This is a genomic window from Pseudomonas sp. NGC7, assembly GCF_047159675.1.
Lineage (GTDB): Bacteria > Pseudomonadota > Gammaproteobacteria > Pseudomonadales > Pseudomonadaceae > Aquipseudomonas > Aquipseudomonas kermanshahensis.
The window spans coordinates 1,938,919-1,955,581 of record NZ_BAAFZY010000001.1 but is presented as its reverse complement, the minus strand read 5'-3'; the positions used below and the strand labels follow the sequence as shown (position 1 = coordinate 1,955,581).

Genomic DNA, 16,663 nt, shown 5'->3' with positions numbered 1-16,663 from the left:
CCAACAACCGGGCACACGACGTTGATCAGGCTTTCAGCTCTTGCTGTATGTAGTCCAGCTTGAGCAAGGTCTCCTTGATCTCTTCGATCGACAACAACACGGTATTGTGTGAGGTGTAGTCATCGAGATGGGAAACTTCTTCCTCGCCATTGGAGGAATATTTTTCGTAGTTGAGATCTCGGTTATCAGCAGGCACGCGATAATAACGGCCCATGTCTTCGGCCTTGGCCATTTCTTCACGCGATATCAGCGACTCGTAGAGCTTCTCGCCATGCCGCGTGCCGATGACCTTGATTTCATTCTTAAGCTTGAACAATTGTTGCAAGGCGGTCGCCAGGTCACCCACCGTTGAAGCAGGCGCCTTCTGCACAAAAATATCCCCTTGCTGGGAATGCTCGAATGCATGCAGCACCAAGTCGACGGAGTCCTCAAGCGACATGAGGAAACGCGTCATATTGGGGTCGGTAATAGTAAGCGGCTGGCCACTTTTTAGCTGATTGACAAACAAGGGGATTACCGAGCCCCTGGACGCCATCACGTTGCCATAGCGGGTAGCGCAAATGACAGTTTGTGAACTCGCAGGAATCATACGGGACTTGGCAATGACCAGTTTTTCCGCCAACGCCTTGGAGATACCCATCGCGTTGATCGGGTACACCGCTTTGTCGGTGCTCAATACCACCACGCGCTTGACTTTGCACTCGACTGCCGCGTTGAGCACATTCTCAGTACCCATCACGTTGGTCTTGACCGCCTCCATGGGGAAGAACTCGCAAGACGGCACCTGCTTGAGCGCTGCAGCATGGAAGATGTAATCCACGCCGACCATCGCTTGCAACAGGCTGGAATAATCACGCACATCGCCAATGTAGAACTTGACCTTGTCATTACCCAAGGCAATGCGCATGTCTTCCTGCTTTTTCTCGTCACGACTGAAAATCCGAATTTCTTTCACATCGGTATCGAGAAACCGCTTAAGCACTGTATTGCCGAACGACCCAGTACCACCCGTAATCATCAATACTTTATTTTTAAACATTTCCAAGCCCTGAAATATCTTATTTAAAGTCGCGCATCTTAACGATCAGATCAGCCCAGCTCGGGGGCAGGTAACCTGTCGCCTGACGAAACCGGCTCGAGTCAAGCGAGCGATCAATAGCAACCGCGTCATCCGCCACGATATCGATCGTCTTACCGTATTTCTCAGCGACCAACTTCAACAATGAGTATTTATCAATCGCCTCCGCCGACACATGGTAGAGGCCATTCAGCGCTGCATTGGGCAGCACGTAGTCCGCAATGACCCGCGCCATTTCAACCGTTGGCAGGCCTGAAAATATGGCCTTCTGGTAACCCTTGACACTGCCGGACTGAGAAAGGAACCAGTCCACCAGTGACTTGCTCCCTGACAGCTCGTGACCAATGATCGAGGTTCGCAACGTGATCGCGTTCGCTGAATCATGTACTTCACCGATGTACTTCGACTTGCCGTACAGGTCTTCAGCATCAGAAACATCAGCCTCTACGTACTGCCCCTGGGTGCCGGCATAAACACAATCGGTACTAATATGAACCAGCCGCGCACCAATCAGTTGTGCGAGCTTCTGCAGACGATGAGGCAGCAGCGCATTGATCGGCAATACCGCGAGCGGGTCATTTGCAGTTGAAAGTTGCTTTATCAGCCCAGTGCAATTGACAACGACATCCGGCCGATACTGCATGAAGAATTCAAGCAGGTCGTCTTGGCTAAGCACATCAAGCCCTACCACCAAACGTTCACGTTCACTGGCAGAAAAATACTTGAGCGACGCGGAACTACGTACCGTGCCCCATACTGTGTAGCGCTGATCAGACACCAAGTACCTGAACACCGCATTACCCAGCATCCCGGAAGCACCCAGCACAACTATCTTCATTATAATTCTCCGTAATCAAGACAGACTATACGCTCATGTCACCTGAGTCCAGCCAACTGCTTGCGAAAGATAAATGCCCCCAATGCAGCCAGCAACGCCGAAGCCAGGCATGCACCCACCACGCCCGCCACCGCGCCAGACAACCATTGGAAACACAGGAAGAATAAGCCATTCGCCATCACGGCAGTCACCAACGCAGCGTATAGACACGCGCGATAAGCAGGCAGCAACCAAGGAAATCGGCGACACGTAAAATATACCGTACAGCCAAACGAAAAGGCGTTGTAAAGCAGCCAATTGTAAGCACCGCCAACAGCCCCAAAGCTCGCCACCAGTGCTGGCAGGCCGAACAAGATAATCGGCACCGCAACCAGGTTTAAGCGGAACGCAAGCGACGTCCACCCCGCAGCCATCTGCAGCGAGAAAGGAACGATCAACAAGGACTGCAGTGCTGTGCCCACCAGCAGCCAAGGCACTACCGTGTCGATACCCTCTGCCAAAAACGGCTCGAACATCATGTGCAAGGCCGCGCCGGCATACCAGAATACCGCACTGCACATAATGGTCATGATCAACGCAAACAGTACCAGTGCAGCTCGAAATACTTTTTCGATACGCGCCAGTTCACCAACACGCAGGTCCCGCGAGAACCGTGGGAACAACACCGTATTAAAAGCTGTCGAAAAAATATAAGGAAAACCTGCAATTGTGCTGGCAAGGCTGTAGTACGCATAGTCTTGCAGGCCGAGCGCACCGCTCATGAACAACTTGTCATATTGCACGGTTATCACCGAAGTCAAGGAGATCAGAAAAACCCCTCGACTAAATGCCAAGCCGCTAAGAACGTATTTTTTGTGAACCCTACCCGCCCCCAGCAAGTCACGACGATACAGCACATACATCAATGTCGCGACATACATCAACTGGATTAAAACCTGAAGTGTAAAATAACCCGTCACGCCACCGAAGACGGGAACACTATGAACCAACCCTAATACGCCGAGGGTACGCATCAACGAGTAGACGATGTACACTTTGTTCAGCGGGTATTGCAGTTCATTGCCTACAAATACGCCCTGCAGCAACATCACTGGCAAATTAAGGCCAATGAATATTGCCATGCAGTAAAGGGCGTACAGTGCTTGATCCTGGCTGATATCAGTGAGCTTCAGCCAATGGCTCACGAGTGCCGGCGACGCCAGCGATATCGCGCACGCCGCAATCAAGCCCACTGCAGAAAAGACCAACAGGTAGGTATTCACCAGCGCCCTGACCGAGCGCATTGAACGGTCAGCGCTCGCAACGCCTCTGATCCTGGCCAAACGCTGGATGACGTTACTGGTCAGTCCGCCCTCCAGCACCATCAACACCATCAGCAGTGTAGTAAAAAAACCTACCAGGCCTACCGCTTCTGCGCCAAGCACATAAGCGGCCAGCGGCAATGAAATGACACTTGCCAACGCATAGATGAGCTTTCCGGAAAAACTGGCCAGCAGCAGTGACGAGAGATTAGCTATCTTCATTGCCTCCCACCAATCACTCTGTCACGCTGCGCGTTCTCGTCGATGAAGTGCAGATGCCCGCCCCCGCCAACCTTGCTTCCAGCTTATTGTCCAGGGCCTGCCGTGCGAGGTACACATCTTCTACCACGCCAACCACTTCGCGCCCGTTACTGGCATTAGGCTTCATCACCCTTTTCAGGCGGGAGAAGGTATATTTTGTAACCACGGATACAAACTCAGAAACCAGCCGGACCATGCCCACCTGGCTATTGCCACCTGCCTGAGCCGCCCGACGCGCTGCAAAAATTTCTTTTGCGTAGTCACGGTGATAAAAAAGGCACAAGGCATAAAGGCGCGCTAAGTTGAACTGCGACTGCCGCTTTTCGTCTTTCATACCTTCCAGCGTTGCCCAGGCAGCGTGAGCCCAAACAGTCTCAACACTGAAGAACATGGGCAACTCAGCAGGCCACTGCAAGTCCGTGAAGGGCTTCATATGAGGGTCATCTTTCAAGTTGCCCTTGTGCTTGCCCATGGCGCTACGCCCGCTGTTACTCCCACCCCCACCGCCTGGCATGGTGAAGGGGAAATCGAGCAAGCAATAAGTCTTGCCTATCATCGCAAGCGAAACGGACGCTGACATGTCGGGGCTAGTCCCGAAGAAAATCTTTCCACTGCGGCGACGCAGTTCGTCCAGCAAGTTACGCCTTACCAGGCCATGGTAAAGCTTCGGCAGCGCATCGGTGCCCTGGCATGCCTCATGGAGTGCTTTGTCCAACTGCTTGCTAGCCTGCAGCGTCTCGGCACCCCGCCCAAACGTTTCCAGATAAATGCGCCCTGCATGCGCAGCACCGTAAAACTTGGTGCGAAAGTCTGGCCAGTAATAGAAGGCTTTAACCCGCGGCGTCAGCATGTCGACGTTTTCAGCCTTTGCGTATTCGGCCGCCTCGAGAATCCGTTGCGAAACAGTATCATCATCACCAATCAGGCAGACGTACTCGCCCTCTGCCAACTGCATGGCCCGCTCATGGTTCTCGGTCATGGAAAGACGGCTTTTCCAATGGACGTAAACCAATCTCGAGTCCGCCTGATCCGCCGCCCAGGCAGCCAACTGGCAATCATCGTTACTGGTATCGTGCACCACGACCTGTAGCCGCTCGGACTTTATTTCGAGCAAGCTCTTCACACAGGGAATCGCGTACTTCGAACGGTTATGAGTTGGCACTACAATGGAAACTAGATATTGCTCACTCATCCTCAACCACTGCCTTATGTCTTTTGAGTTTTCGGCACTATGAGCCGACGCTTCACAGGCCAGCAGTGTTCGACAGTTTATTCATTGCCGCACACCACCAGCACCTCTGCTGACCACTAGTCCTGGCGCGCTTGCCTGAACCGCCACGCCTCACGAATGAGCGCGATGAATGTGCCGATGAACAAGCCAACCAACACGCCGATCCCCACAATCAAAGCCTTGCGAGGCTTGATTGGAGCTTCGGGTGGCTCCACTACGCCATCCTGCCGATACACCTCAAACTGATCAGGCGTCAGTGTTACCGAACGATAGAACGACACCTTTTGTTCTCGCTCACGCAAGTTACTCACGAACGGGTCATCAGACACGCGCGCCTGCAAATTCTTGATTTCCGATTCCAGCGCTTTGCTTCCGCGCATATACATCAGCGAGCCATTCATCCCCGAAGAGACTTCCGCTGACAACCCGGTGGTAATAATTGGCGGCTTTTCAAGACCGATGGAGCGCGCCGTGTGCAACGCCTCCGTCAACTGGATAATCCGGTCCTCACGCTCACGTGAGGCATTGGCACGCGCGGCATCGATAGCTCGCTGTAGGTTGTCGGCCTCTACCTTGAACTCGGCAGTGACCTTTTTTATCAGTTCACTTTTGGTTCGCTCAGCCGCCATCTCCGCATACTTCACAACCCAATCAGCCGCTTGATGGGGATCCTCGGCACGTGCAGAAACAGAAGAACGGCCCTCCTCCTCATTAGCATTGAGCACCTGTAGCTGCCCATAGAATTTGGCGTAAAGACCAGCCGAACCTGCACCAAGCCCCTCACCAAGACTGGGTAGGTAAACTTGCTCGAAAAACGCTTGCCGCAACGAATCTGACTGCAGATTGCGCCGGTAGATCTGGCCGACCTCCCGCTCACGAATGGGAGCGAGCAAATCATCACCACCCACCCGTCCGACATTCAACTGACTGATATCACTGCTCAGTGGCGGCTGCAGAAGAACCTTGGCCTCATACACCGGAGTCGCCAGCATTGCGTAGACGACTGCCAGTGCCGCAACCAACACAGTGACCACCAGCACCAGCAAGCGTTGCCGCCAAAGCCCCTCGGTCAAATCGAAAATATCATACTCACGCGCTTCACCGAGGCGCTCACGATCATTGCGCATTTCTTTTAGTTATCCTTGAATCCGACGATCTGCACGATTCCCTGGCAAACCAGGGAAAGCCACTTTCAGCAACCCACCCAAATCGGTGGATCAAGACATAGCTCAGCGGCGATGTGTCACCCAGCCGCCCGCATTCGAGCCTGCCCCACTATGAATCAGAGTACAGCATTCGCTCTAATTCGACCGAGGAAAGCACAATCTATCAGTTTCTTGGCACAGCGGATAACGCGCAGATCATCTTGCCGCTTTCAAGGAATGCTCACCTCCACTTGCTGCTTGGCTCCCTGTGCCCGACTGAGTAGAGCTCGGCTCAAGGCCGCCTTTGCGGCTGGCTCCCCATGCACCAAAACCACTTTGGCAGGCGACGTGGCGCCGCCCATGGCAAATTCGAGCAGGCCATGCTGATCCGCATGCCCCGAATACCCACTCAACGTCATCACCTTCGCCCGAATCCCATAAGCCTCTCCATCCAGATCAATCTGCACAAACCCTTCCGCGCCTTCACTGGCCTGGATCACTGCCCCCGGCGTGCCCTTGGCCTGATACCCGACGAACAGCACCTCATGCCTCGGATCCCCAAGCATGGCCTTGAGGTAATTGACGATTCGCCCACCCGAGCACATGCCGTTGCCTGCTATGACAATCGCCGGGCGCCCGGTGCTCTTGAGGTAATTCACCACCTGCTGATGCCTGGCATGGGTATCCACACTGATCAGCTGACCGAAGCCCAGCGGGTCACGCCCTTCAGCCAACCGCGCCCGGGCTTCTTCATTCCAGTATTCATGCAGGTCGCGGTAAACGCCGGTGATGCGTTGAGCCAAGGGTGAATCAAGAATGATGGGTAATTGTGACCAATCAAGAGGATTATCACCCGATGCTTGCCCCGCGTTCAGCAGGGCCTTGCGATGAAGGATGTCTTCGAGCTCGTACAACAATTCCTGGGTACGCCCCAGGCTGAAGGCTGGAATAAGGATCGTGCCGTTATCCGCCAATGCCCGATCGATGACTGCCCCCAGTTTTTCTCGACGGTCGTCGGTACTGGGGTGCGGGCGATCACCATAGGTGCTTTCGAGCACCAGCACGTCAGCGCGCTCTGCGGGCTGCACTGGCCGCAGCAAGGGATTAGTGGAGGGCCCTAGGTCGCCGGAGAACACGTAGCGGGTGTTGACCTCCCCGCGCGCCACGTCACACTCGACATAGGCTGAACCCAGTAGGTGCCCGGCGCGCTGCAAGCGAATGCGGCAGCCAAGACCAGGTCGGTCGATGAGAACATGCCATTGCTCGAAAGGCAGCGGGACGATCAGTTCATTGAGCATCGCGAGATAGCGCTGCACGTGCTTCGGTTCACGGCTGATGCTCAGCCTGTAGGCATCCTCCAGCACCAGCGGAAGCAGCTTGGCAGAGGGCTCGCTGCACAGAATGGGGCCTCGGTACCCCGCCGCCAGCAGCGCGGGGATGCGGCCGACATGGTCGAGATGCACGTGCGTGACGATCAGCGCCTGAACACTGCTCACCTCGAAGCTCGCACCCAAACCCAGGGACGCGGACTCCGCGCCAGGCGATGCATCATCACCCTGCTCCAGGCCGCAATCGACCAGCAGGCTAATAGCGGGGCCAAGATGAAGCTGGTGGCAAGAGCCAGTTACGCCTCGGGTGGCGCCGTGATGAGAAAGAACGGGGAAATCCATGCTGCTGCACACTCGCCTGGGCCGAAAATGAAGTGTGCTATTACTTCATGACAGCCGATGCGGGCATAGGTGAGACTTTCCTCAATAGAAGTAGGAAACCGCCTCAATTACCGCTTAATGCCGCTTGGCGGGCAGAAGCGCGAATTTTGCGCTTGCTGCGCTGCACGCCGTAGGCGCCGAGCAGTGGGCCGATAGCCAAGCCGATGACCAGCGCGGCCAGTACCAGTACCGCAACCGGCACTTCAGGGGCAGACCAACCAAACAGGACCAACGAGACTGCCTGCTGGTTCTCGAGCACGAAGAACAGCACCACAGCCGCCAACAGCAGCACGAACAACGCCGCCAGGGCGCGCTTGAGGTTACGCATCAGACTGCTCCTTTTTTATCAGGCCTCGGCCTCATCTTCTTCATTGACCCGGTCACGCAATTCCTTGCCCGGTTTGAAGTGCGGCACGAACTTGCCTTCCAAGCTGACCGACTGGCCAGTCTTGGGGTTGCGACCGACACGGGGTGCGCGATAGTGCAGCGAGAAGCTGCCAAAACCGCGAATCTCGATGCGATCGCCCGTCGCCAGGCACTGCGACATCTGCTCAAGCATGGTCTTGATGGCCAACTCCACATCTTTCGAGGAGAGCAGCCCCTGATGGGTGACAATACGTTCGATCAGCTCCGACTTCGTCATATTTTTCCCTTCGTTATCAAGCAGCTAGATCATTGCTTAACCAGTTTGTAGCACGCTGGGAGGGATTTGAACAGGGCGGTTCTTGACTTAATAAAAAAATTCAAGATTGAAGTAAAAAGAAATTTGTCGCGGATTGGCTGGGATGCGCGTGGTTGAAGGGGTACGTCGTGAGTTTTGGGGTGACGCGTAGATCGAGCGCCGCCCGCGCGGCGCATCGCGAGCAACGCTCGCTCCTACGTTTGTTTTTGGCCAATAACGCCTGTGACAGGCGCGCGCGACCGCCTTGTTTGTTCGACGCGATATCGAGCCATGCGCCAAGGGGCCGCGCGCCAATGCCCCAGGAATAATTGGCCCGAAACAAACGTAGGAGCGAGCGTTGCTCGCGATGCGCCGCGCGGGCGGCGCTCGATCTACGCACCACCACACAACTCACGTCAAATGGCCGCCCCACGCCCCCACTGACCCAGCCATTCAACTCATGGCATTTACATGCTGACAATCTTCCATCGCCCAGCGCCACAGGTCGGCAACTACGCTGATTGGACACCCTTGTTCACGGAAGAACACGATGCCCAAACCTCATGGCTGCATGCTTCGCCGCGCACGATACTCTGAGCCAGGCAGGCTTTATATGTTGACCACAGCCACACACCAACGTCGGCCACTGTTTCAGGACTTTCATTTAGCGCGCATGATTATCCAGAACCTTCGCCATGCCGAAGAAAAAAACCACTGCCGATCATTAGCCTGGGTTGTGATGCCTGACCATGTGCATTGGTTGCTTGAATTAGGGGAAGTGACGCTTAGTGTACTTATGCAACGCGTAAAGAGCCGGTCCAGTCATGCACTGCGCAAGGCAGGGATAAAGGTTTCACCGGTCTGGCAGGCGGGTTATCACGACCGGGCTTTGCGGCAAGATGAAGATGTTTTGAGGGTTGCCCGATACATCATAGCCAATCCGGTCAGGGCGGGATTGGTCGCCAGGATTGGCGATTATCCGCACTGGGATGCAGTGTGGGTTTGAGATCGAGCGCCGCCCGCGCGGCGCATCGCGAGCAACGCTCGCTACGATTGATTCGGGCCGCTCGATTTAGGCACCACCACAAAAATCACAGATAAAAAAAGGGCGACCCGAGGGTCGCCCTTTTTCTTACCGATCCAACAGAACTTAGTTCTGTTTGGCCATTGCTTCGCGCAGCAGCGCAGCCATGGTGGTGTCGGCAGCAGCTTCCGGAGCGTTTTTCAGGCTCTGGATAGCTTCGCGCTCTTCAGCGTCGTCTTTCGATTTGATCGACAGGCTGATAACGCGGGACTTACGGTCAACGCTGATGATCTTAGCTTCGATCTCTTCGCCTTCCTTCAGAACGTTACGCGCGTCTTCAACGCGGTCACGGCTGATTTCGGAAGCTTTCAGAGTGGCTTCGATGTCGTCGGCCAGGGTGACGATGGCGCCTTTGGCGTCAACTTCTTTCACGATGCCCTTGACGATAGCGCCCTTGTCATTGACAGCAACGAAGTTGGAGAACGGATCGTCTTCCAGCTGCTTGATGCCCAGGGAGATGCGCTCGCGCTCTGGGTCGACCGACAGGATGACGGTTTCCAGCTCGTCGCCCTTCTTGAAACGACGTACGGCTTCTTCGCCGGTTTCGTTCCAGGAGATGTCGGACAGGTGAACCAGGCCGTCGATGCCGCCGTCCAGACCAATGAAGATACCGAAGTCGGTGATCGACTTGATGGTACCGGTGATCTTGTCACCCTTGTTGAACTGGCCGGAGAAGTCTTCCCATGGGTTGGACTTGCACTGCTTGATGCCCAGGGAGATACGACGACGCTCTTCGTCGATGTCCAGAACCATGACTTCCACTTCGTCGCCAACCTGAACGACTTTCGACGGGTGGATGTTCTTGTTGGTCCAGTCCATTTCGGAAACGTGTACCAGACCTTCAACGCCTTCTTCCAGCTCAGCGAAGCAGCCGTAGTCGGTCAGGTTGGTAACGCGAGCTTGTACGCGAGTACCTTCTGGGTAGCGGGCAGTGATAGCAACCCACGGATCTTCGCCCATCTGCTTCAGACCCAGCGAAACGCGGTTGCGCTCACGGTCGAACTTCAGAACGCGAACGTCGACTTCGTCGCCAACGTTAACGATTTCGGAAGGATGCTTGATGCGCTTCCAGGCCATGTCGGTGATGTGCAGCAGGCCGTCGATACCGCCCAGGTCCACGAATGCGCCGTAGTCGGTGAGGTTCTTGACGATACCTTTGACTTGCTGGCCTTCCTGCAGGGTTTCCAGCAGGGCTTCGCGCTCGGCGGAGTTCTCGGCTTCCAGCACGCTGCGACGGGAAACGACAACGTTGTTGCGCTTCTGGTCGAGCTTGATGACCTTGAATTCCAGCTCTTTGCCTTCCAGGTGGGTGGTGTCGCGCACTGGGCGGACATCAACCAGGGAGCCCGGCAGGAACGCACGGATGCCGTTAACGTCGACAGTGAAGCCGCCCTTAACCTTACCGTTGATAACGCCCTTGACCACTTCTTCGGCGGCGAAAGCTGCTTCCAGAACAATCCAGCACTCGGCGCGCTTGGCTTTTTCACGGGACAGTTTGGTTTCGCCAAAGCCGTCTTCGACCGCGTCCAGCGCAACGTGAACTTCGTCACCGACCTTGATGGTCAGCTCGCCAGCTTCGTTGTAGAACTGCTCGAGCGGGATGACGCCCTCGGACTTCAGGCCAGCGTGTACGGTAACCCAGTCGCCGTCGATGTCGACAACGATACCGGTGATGATCGCACCCGGCTGAAGATTGAGGGTTTTCAGGCTTTCTTCAAAGAGTTCTGCAAAGCTTTCGCTCATTTTAATTCCTGTAGATTCGGGCGAAACAGACGCCCATCGCCACATTCCAGACAATGTGGGTTTCGTTATTTAAAGGAAAGCCGACAGGACGTTGACTGGTGCACCTGCCTGCTCTCCTGGCTATCAGTGAAGGTCGCGAAGCGCGATCTCACTCCTGATACGTTGCAACACCTGCTCGATGGACAACTCGGTAGAGTCCAACTGAATGGCATCGGCCGCTGGTTTCAGCGGGGCCACTGCACGTTGGGTGTCACGCTCATCACGTGCACGAATCTCATCCAGCAGACTCGACAGACTAACATCTTCGCCTTTGCCCTTCAACTGCAGGTAACGACGACGTGCCCGTTCCTCGGCGCTGGCGGTCAGGAAAATCTTCAAGGGCGCGTCCGGGAACACCACGGTACCCATGTCGCGACCATCGGCGATCAGGCCCGGAGTCTCGCGGAATGCACGCTGACGCAACAGCAACGCGTCCCGCACGGCAGGCAGCGAGGCCACCATCGAGGCGCCTGCGCCAACGGTTTCGGTGCGGATGACACTGCTGACGTCCTCACCCTCGAGGATGATCTGTTGCAGCTTACCGGGCTCGGCCGCGATGAACTGCACATCCAGATGGGCGGCAAGTTGCTTGAGCAGCTCTTCGTTGGTCAGGTCGACGCCGTGATTGTTGGCATTGAACGCCAGCAAACGGTACAGCGCGCCGGAGTCCAGCAGGCGCCAGCCCAGCTCGCGAGCCAGCAGACCGGCGACCGTGCCCTTGCCCGAGCCGCTTGGCCCGTCGATGGTGATGACTGTTGCTTGCGAATTCACGACTTGCCCTCTTCAGCCACGCGGATACCGACTTCGGCACACAGCGCCAGGAAGTTAGGGAACGAGGTGGCGACGTTGGCGCAGTCATGGATGCGAATCGGCGCAGTGGCACGCAGCGAGGCAACGCTGAAGGCCATGGCGATACGGTGGTCACCGTGGCCGTGCACTTCGCCGCCGCCGATCTGGCCGCCGTCGATGATGATGCCGTCCGGGGTCGGTTCGCACTTCACGCCCAGGCTGATCAGCCCATCGGCCATGACCTGGATGCGGTCGGATTCCTTGACCCGCAGCTCTTCGGCGCCACGCAGCACGGTGCGCCCTTCGGCACAGGCCGCGGCAACGAACAGTACCGGGAACTCGTCGATGGCCAGCGGCACCAGGTTTTCGGGGATATCGATACCCTTGAGCTGAGCACCGCGCACACGCAGGTCGGCCACCGGCTCACCACCCACTTCACGCTGGTTTTCCAGGGTGATGTCGCCGCCCATCAGGCGCAGAATGTCGATCACGCCGGTACGGGTCGGGTTGATGCCGACATGCTCGAGCACCAGCTCCGAGCCTTGAGCGATCGAGGCCGCGACCAGGAAGAACGCCGCCGACGAAATATCGGCAGGCACTTCGATGCGGGTTGCCGTCAGCTTGCCGCCAGACTGCAGCGAAGCCACCGGGCCATTGGACTCAACCGCATAACCAAAGCCGCGCAGCATGCGCTCGGTGTGGTCACGGGTCGGTGCAGGTTCGGTGACAGTGGTCTTGCCTCCGGCATACAGACCGGCCAGCAGCAGGCACGATTTGACCTGGGCACTGGCCATCGGCAGCGTGTAGGTCAGCGCCTTGAGCTTGTTGCCACCACGGATGGTCAATGGCGGACGGCCTTCAGGGCCAGTCTCGACCACTGCGCCCATTTCGCGCAGCGGGTTGGCCACGCGGTTCATCGGGCGCTTGGACAGCGAGGCATCACCGGTCATGGTCACGTCGAACGGCTGACCGGCCAACAGGCCAGAGAGCAAGCGCATCGAGGTGCCGGAGTTACCCACGTAGATCGGCCCAGGTGGCGGCTTGAGGCCGTGCAGGCCGACCCCATGGATGGTTACGCGACCCTGGTTCGGGCCTTCGATGACCACCCCCATGTCACGGAAGGCTTGCAAGGTCGCCAGCGCATCCTCACCTTCGAGGAACCCTTCGACCTCGGTCGTGCCTTCGGCCAGCGAGCCGAGCATGATCGAGCGGTGAGAAATCGACTTGTCGCCCGGTACGCGGATTCGCCCGGTCAGGCGGCCACCCGGTTGGGCCAGGAAAATCAGATCGTTGGCGTTCATAGCGTCCACATAGGCCCGGCGGGCCAGGATTTTACTGAAATGCTCGCGGGCAACGCGTGCGCGGGTGAATACACCCAGCAGCTGGTGCCCGTCCCCTGCATCGATCGCGTCGCGCAAGGCGTCGAGATCGCTGCGATATGTATCAAGCGTGCGCAGGACGGCTTCGCGGTTGGCGAGAAAGATGTCGTGCCACATGGTCGGGTCGCTGCCGGCGATTCTCGTGAAATCGCGGAAGCCTCCCGCAGCGTACCGGAAGATCTCGAGGTTTTCATTGCGCTTGGCCAGCGAATCGACCAGGCCGAAGGCCAGCAAGTGCGGCAGGTGGCTGGTGGCGGCCAGGACTTCGTCATGGCGCTCGACCGGCATGTGCTCGACATCGGCATCCAATGCGCGCCACAGGCGGTCTACCGTGGCCAGGGCGGCGGGGTCGGTGTCCGGCAGCGGCGTGAGGATGACCTTGTGGCGACGGAACAGGGCGGCGTTGGAGGCCTCTACCCCGCTCTGCTCGGAACCGGCAATCGGGTGGCCGGGGACGAAGCGCGACAGGCGCTCACCCAGGACTTCACGGGCGGCGCGCACCACATTGCCCTTGGCACTGCCGACATCGGTGATGACGGCATCGCCCAGGTCGAGCTGTGCCAGGCGCGCCAGCAGCTTTTCCATGGCCAGGATCGGCACGGCCAGCTGGATGACATCAGCACCGACACAGGCGGCGGCGAGGTCTTCTTCACAGCGGTCGACCACACCCAGGGCCACGGCCTGCTTGCGCGAGGGGGCATCCAGGTCGACGCCGACCACTTCGCGGCACAGGCCGCTTTCGCGCAAGCCCTTGGCGAAGGAGCCGCCGATCAGGCCCAGGCCTACGACGACGAGGCGACCGATGAGCGGTGCGGGTTTGGTTGTTACTGCATTTACCACGAGTGCGAACCCTGTTCAGAAATCAAGACAGTCTGTGAGACCGCAGGGGGCCGCTTCGCAGCCCATCGCGACACAAGGCCGCGCCCACAGGTATCACGCAGGCCCTGTAGGAGCGGCCTTGCGTCGCGATGGGGCGCAAAGCGGCCCCGGCAAGCTCATTTACAGCACCGCCTTCGGATAAGACCCCAGCACCTTCAGCCCCACAGCCTCTTGGCTGATCGCCTCCAGCACTGCCTTGATCAACGGGTCGCGGTGGTGGCCGACGAAGTCGATGAAGAACACGTACGTCCACTTGCCGCTGCGCGACGGGCGCGTCTCGATGCGGGTCAGGTCGATACCGTTCTCGTGGAACGGCACCAGCAGCTCGTGCAAGGCCCCCGGCTTGTTGCTCATCGAGACGATGATCGAGGTCTTGTCGTCGCCGGTCGGCGGTACTTCCTGGTTACCGATCATCAGGAAGCGCGTCGAGTTGTCTGGACGGTCTTCGATCTTCTCGGCCAGACGGGTCAGGCCGTACAGGTTCGCCGCCATATCACCGGCGATCGCTGCCGAATTCCACTCACCCTTGACCCGCTTGGCCGCTTCGGCGTTGCTCGAAACTGCCACGCGCTCCACGTTCGGGTAGTGCGCATCCAGCCACTTGCGGCACTGGGCCAGCGACTGGGCGTGGGAGTAGATGCGGGTGATGCTGTCGGTCTTGGTGCTCTCACCCACCAGCAGGTGGTGGTGGATGCGCAGCTCGACTTCACCGCAGATCACCATGTCGTGCTCAAGGAAGCTGTCCAGGGTGTGGCTGACCGCGCCCTCGGTGGAGTTTTCCACCGGCACCACGCCGAAGTTGACCGCACCGGCCGCCACTTCGCGGAACACTTCGTCAATGGCCGCCATTGGGCGGCTGATTACGGCATGGCCGAAATGCTTCATCGCCGCTGCCTGGGTGAAGGTACCTTCAGGGCCCAGGTAGGCGATTTTCAGCGGCTCTTCCAGGGCCAGGCAGGACGACATGATTTCGCGGAACAGCCGCGCCATCTCTTCGTTGCCCAGCGGCCCCTTGTTGCGCTCCATGACCCGCTTGAGTACCGCAGCCTCACGCTCGGGGCGGTAGAACACCGGCTTTTCACCTTCGGCGAGCGAGGCGGTCTTGACCCGCGCCACTTCCTGGGCGCAACGGGCGCGCTCGCTGATCAGCTCGAGGATCTTCTCGTCGAGGCTGTCGATGCGCACGCGCAGCGCCTTGAGCTCGTGTTCGGACATCAGCCGTGCTCCTTCTCGAATTCAGCCATATAGCCAACCAGCGCTTCAACCGCTTCCAGGCCCAGGGCGTTGTAGATCGAGGCACGCATGCCGCCGACCGAACGATGGCCCTTGAGGTTGAGCAAGCCACGGGCGTCGGCGCCGGCCAGGAAGGCCTTGTCCAGGCGCTCGTCGGCCAGGCGGAACGGCACGTTCATCCACGAACGGGCGTTGACGCTGATCGGGTTGGTGTAGAAGTCGCTGGCGTCGATGAAGCTGTACAGACGGTCTTTCTTGGCGCGGTTGCGCTGCTCCATGGCCTCGACGCCACCCTGCTCCTTGAGCCACTCGAACACCAGGCCCGAGAGGTACCAGGAATAGGTGGCCGGGGTGTTGTACATCGAGCCGTTGTCGGCCGACACCTTGTAGTCGAGCATGGTCGGGCAGCTGCTGCGGGCATGGCCCAGCAGGTCTTCGCGCACGATCACCACCACCAGGCCGCTCGGGCCGATGTTTTTCTGAGCGCCGGCGTAGATCAGGCCGTACTGCGAGACGTCGATCGGGCGAGAGAGGATATCGGACGACATGTCGACCACCAGCGGAACGTCACCGGTTTCTGGCACCCAGTCGAATTGCAGGCCACCAATGGTCTCGTTGGACGCATAGTGCACGTAGGCAGCGTTCTTGGTCAGGTTCCAGTCGTTCTGGCCTGGGATGGCGAGGTAGTCGTAAGGCTTGGCGCTGGCGGCGACATTGATGTTGCCGAAACGGCGCCCTTCCTCGATGGCCTTCTTCGACCAGATACCGGTTTCGACGTAGTCGGCGGTACCGTTTTCCGGCAGCAGGTTCAGCGGGATCTCGGCGAACTGCTGGCTGGCACCGCCCTGCAGGAACAGGACCTTGTAGTTGGAGGGGACGGACAACAGGTCACGCAGGTCCTGCTCGGCTTTCTCGGCGATGGCCACGTAATCGTCGCTGCGATGGCTCATTTCCATCACCGACAAGCCCTTGCCGCGCCAGTCCAGCATTTCGGCCTGGGCGCGCTGCAGGACAGCGTCAGGAAGCGCAGCAGGGCCTGCGCAGAAGTTAAAGGCTCGTTTGCTCACATCCACTCTCGCTCTGCCAAATAGAACAAAATCGTTTCTCGCACGCCGCGCACCGCTCTTTGTAGGAGCGGCCTTGCGTCGCGAAAGGGCCGCAAAGCGGCCCCCAGCTTTTTGCAGCGTCGCTGAAATCCTGGGGGCTGCCTTGCAACCCTTTCGCGACACAAGGCCGCTCCTACAAAAAACGCCCCCCCAATGGGAGGATCCAGCGTTACCTGCTGTAATCAGT

Annotated in this window: 14 protein-coding genes; 1 reads left to right on the top strand and 13 read right to left on the bottom strand. The window is 58.0% G+C overall.

The genetic code is table 11. The features are described from left to right. Window positions 1-25: 25 nt before the first annotated feature. The 8 genes from ACMCNM_RS08965 to ihfB all read right to left on the bottom strand — a co-directional run bounded on the left by ACMCNM_RS08965 (window position 26) and on the right by ihfB (window position 8,206). Complete coding sequence (locus ACMCNM_RS08965) at window positions 26-1,039, bottom strand: polysaccharide biosynthesis protein (protein ID WP_186682309.1); 1,014 nt, start codon at window positions 1,037-1,039, stop codon at window positions 26-28. A gap of 19 nt (window positions 1,040-1,058) precedes the next feature. Next, window positions 1,059-1,916: a dTDP-4-dehydrorhamnose reductase family protein gene (locus tag ACMCNM_RS08960; RefSeq protein WP_186682307.1), complete on the bottom strand. Its 858-nt coding sequence runs from the start codon at window positions 1,914-1,916 to the stop codon at window positions 1,059-1,061. A 38-nt stretch (window positions 1,917-1,954) separates the two neighbouring features. Next, window positions 1,955-3,439 (bottom strand): oligosaccharide flippase family protein, encoded by a 1,485-nt coding sequence (locus ACMCNM_RS08955; RefSeq protein WP_412764228.1) that lies wholly within the window; start codon window positions 3,437-3,439, stop codon window positions 1,955-1,957. A 13-nt stretch (window positions 3,440-3,452) separates the two neighbouring features. Continuing rightward, on the bottom strand, window positions 3,453-4,670 hold the full coding sequence (locus ACMCNM_RS08950; protein ID WP_186682303.1) for a glycosyltransferase family 2 protein: 1,218 nt from the start codon (window positions 4,668-4,670) through the stop codon (window positions 3,453-3,455). A gap of 116 nt (window positions 4,671-4,786) precedes the next feature. Then, the gene (locus ACMCNM_RS08945) at window positions 4,787-5,836 is read right to left on the bottom strand and encodes an LPS O-antigen chain length determinant protein WzzB (protein WP_186682301.1); all 1,050 of its coding nucleotides are present in this window, start codon (window positions 5,834-5,836) and stop codon (window positions 4,787-4,789) included. Window positions 5,837-6,084: 248 nt separating this feature from the next. Further along, window positions 6,085-7,524 carry an MBL fold metallo-hydrolase RNA specificity domain-containing protein gene (locus tag ACMCNM_RS08940; RefSeq protein ID WP_412764227.1) on the bottom strand — a complete coding sequence of 480 codons (1,440 nt, stop codon included), beginning with the start codon at window positions 7,522-7,524 and terminating at the stop codon, window positions 6,085-6,087. Between the two features lie 103 nt (window positions 7,525-7,627). Further along, window positions 7,628-7,891 (bottom strand): lipopolysaccharide assembly protein LapA domain-containing protein, encoded by a 264-nt coding sequence (locus tag ACMCNM_RS08935; RefSeq protein WP_027595953.1) that lies wholly within the window; start codon window positions 7,889-7,891, stop codon window positions 7,628-7,630. Between the two features lie 18 nt (window positions 7,892-7,909). Next, the gene (ihfB, locus tag ACMCNM_RS08930) at window positions 7,910-8,206 is read right to left on the bottom strand and encodes an integration host factor subunit beta (RefSeq protein WP_003252675.1); all 297 of its coding nucleotides are present in this window, start codon (window positions 8,204-8,206) and stop codon (window positions 7,910-7,912) included. 568 nt (window positions 8,207-8,774) lie between these two features. Here ihfB and ACMCNM_RS08925 point away from each other — a divergent pair. Further along, window positions 8,775-9,230 carry an REP-associated tyrosine transposase gene (locus tag ACMCNM_RS08925; RefSeq protein WP_339550114.1) on the top strand — a complete coding sequence of 152 codons (456 nt, stop codon included), beginning with the start codon at window positions 8,775-8,777 and terminating at the stop codon, window positions 9,228-9,230. Window positions 9,231-9,374: 144 nt separating this feature from the next. On the opposite strand, the gene rpsA is transcribed toward ACMCNM_RS08925, so the two are convergent. The 5 genes from rpsA to serC all read right to left on the bottom strand — a co-directional run bounded on the left by rpsA (window position 9,375) and on the right by serC (window position 16,437). After that, on the bottom strand, window positions 9,375-11,051 hold the full coding sequence (gene rpsA / locus ACMCNM_RS08920) for a 30S ribosomal protein S1 (RefSeq protein ID WP_003252673.1): 1,677 nt from the start codon (window positions 11,049-11,051) through the stop codon (window positions 9,375-9,377). A 123-nt stretch (window positions 11,052-11,174) separates the two neighbouring features. Further along, window positions 11,175-11,861, bottom strand: coding sequence for a (d)CMP kinase (gene cmk, locus ACMCNM_RS08915; protein ID WP_099428556.1), 687 nt, complete (start codon window positions 11,859-11,861; stop codon window positions 11,175-11,177). Continuing rightward, a complete protein-coding gene (locus tag ACMCNM_RS08910) occupies window positions 11,858-14,098 on the bottom strand; it encodes a bifunctional prephenate dehydrogenase/3-phosphoshikimate 1-carboxyvinyltransferase (protein WP_412764226.1) in 2,241 nt (746 codons plus the stop codon). Before ACMCNM_RS08910 ends, cmk begins: the two co-directional genes overlap by 4 nt. 159 nt (window positions 14,099-14,257) lie before the next feature. After that, window positions 14,258-15,352, bottom strand: a complete 1,095-nt coding sequence (gene pheA / locus ACMCNM_RS08905; protein WP_027595950.1) for a prephenate dehydratase — start codon at window positions 15,350-15,352, stop codon at window positions 14,258-14,260. After that, entirely contained in the window at window positions 15,352-16,437 is a 1,086-nt protein-coding gene (gene serC / locus ACMCNM_RS08900) for a 3-phosphoserine/phosphohydroxythreonine transaminase (RefSeq protein ID WP_085272802.1), read from the bottom strand. Before serC ends, pheA begins: the two co-directional genes overlap by 1 nt. Between the last annotated feature and the right edge of the window lie 226 nt (window positions 16,438-16,663).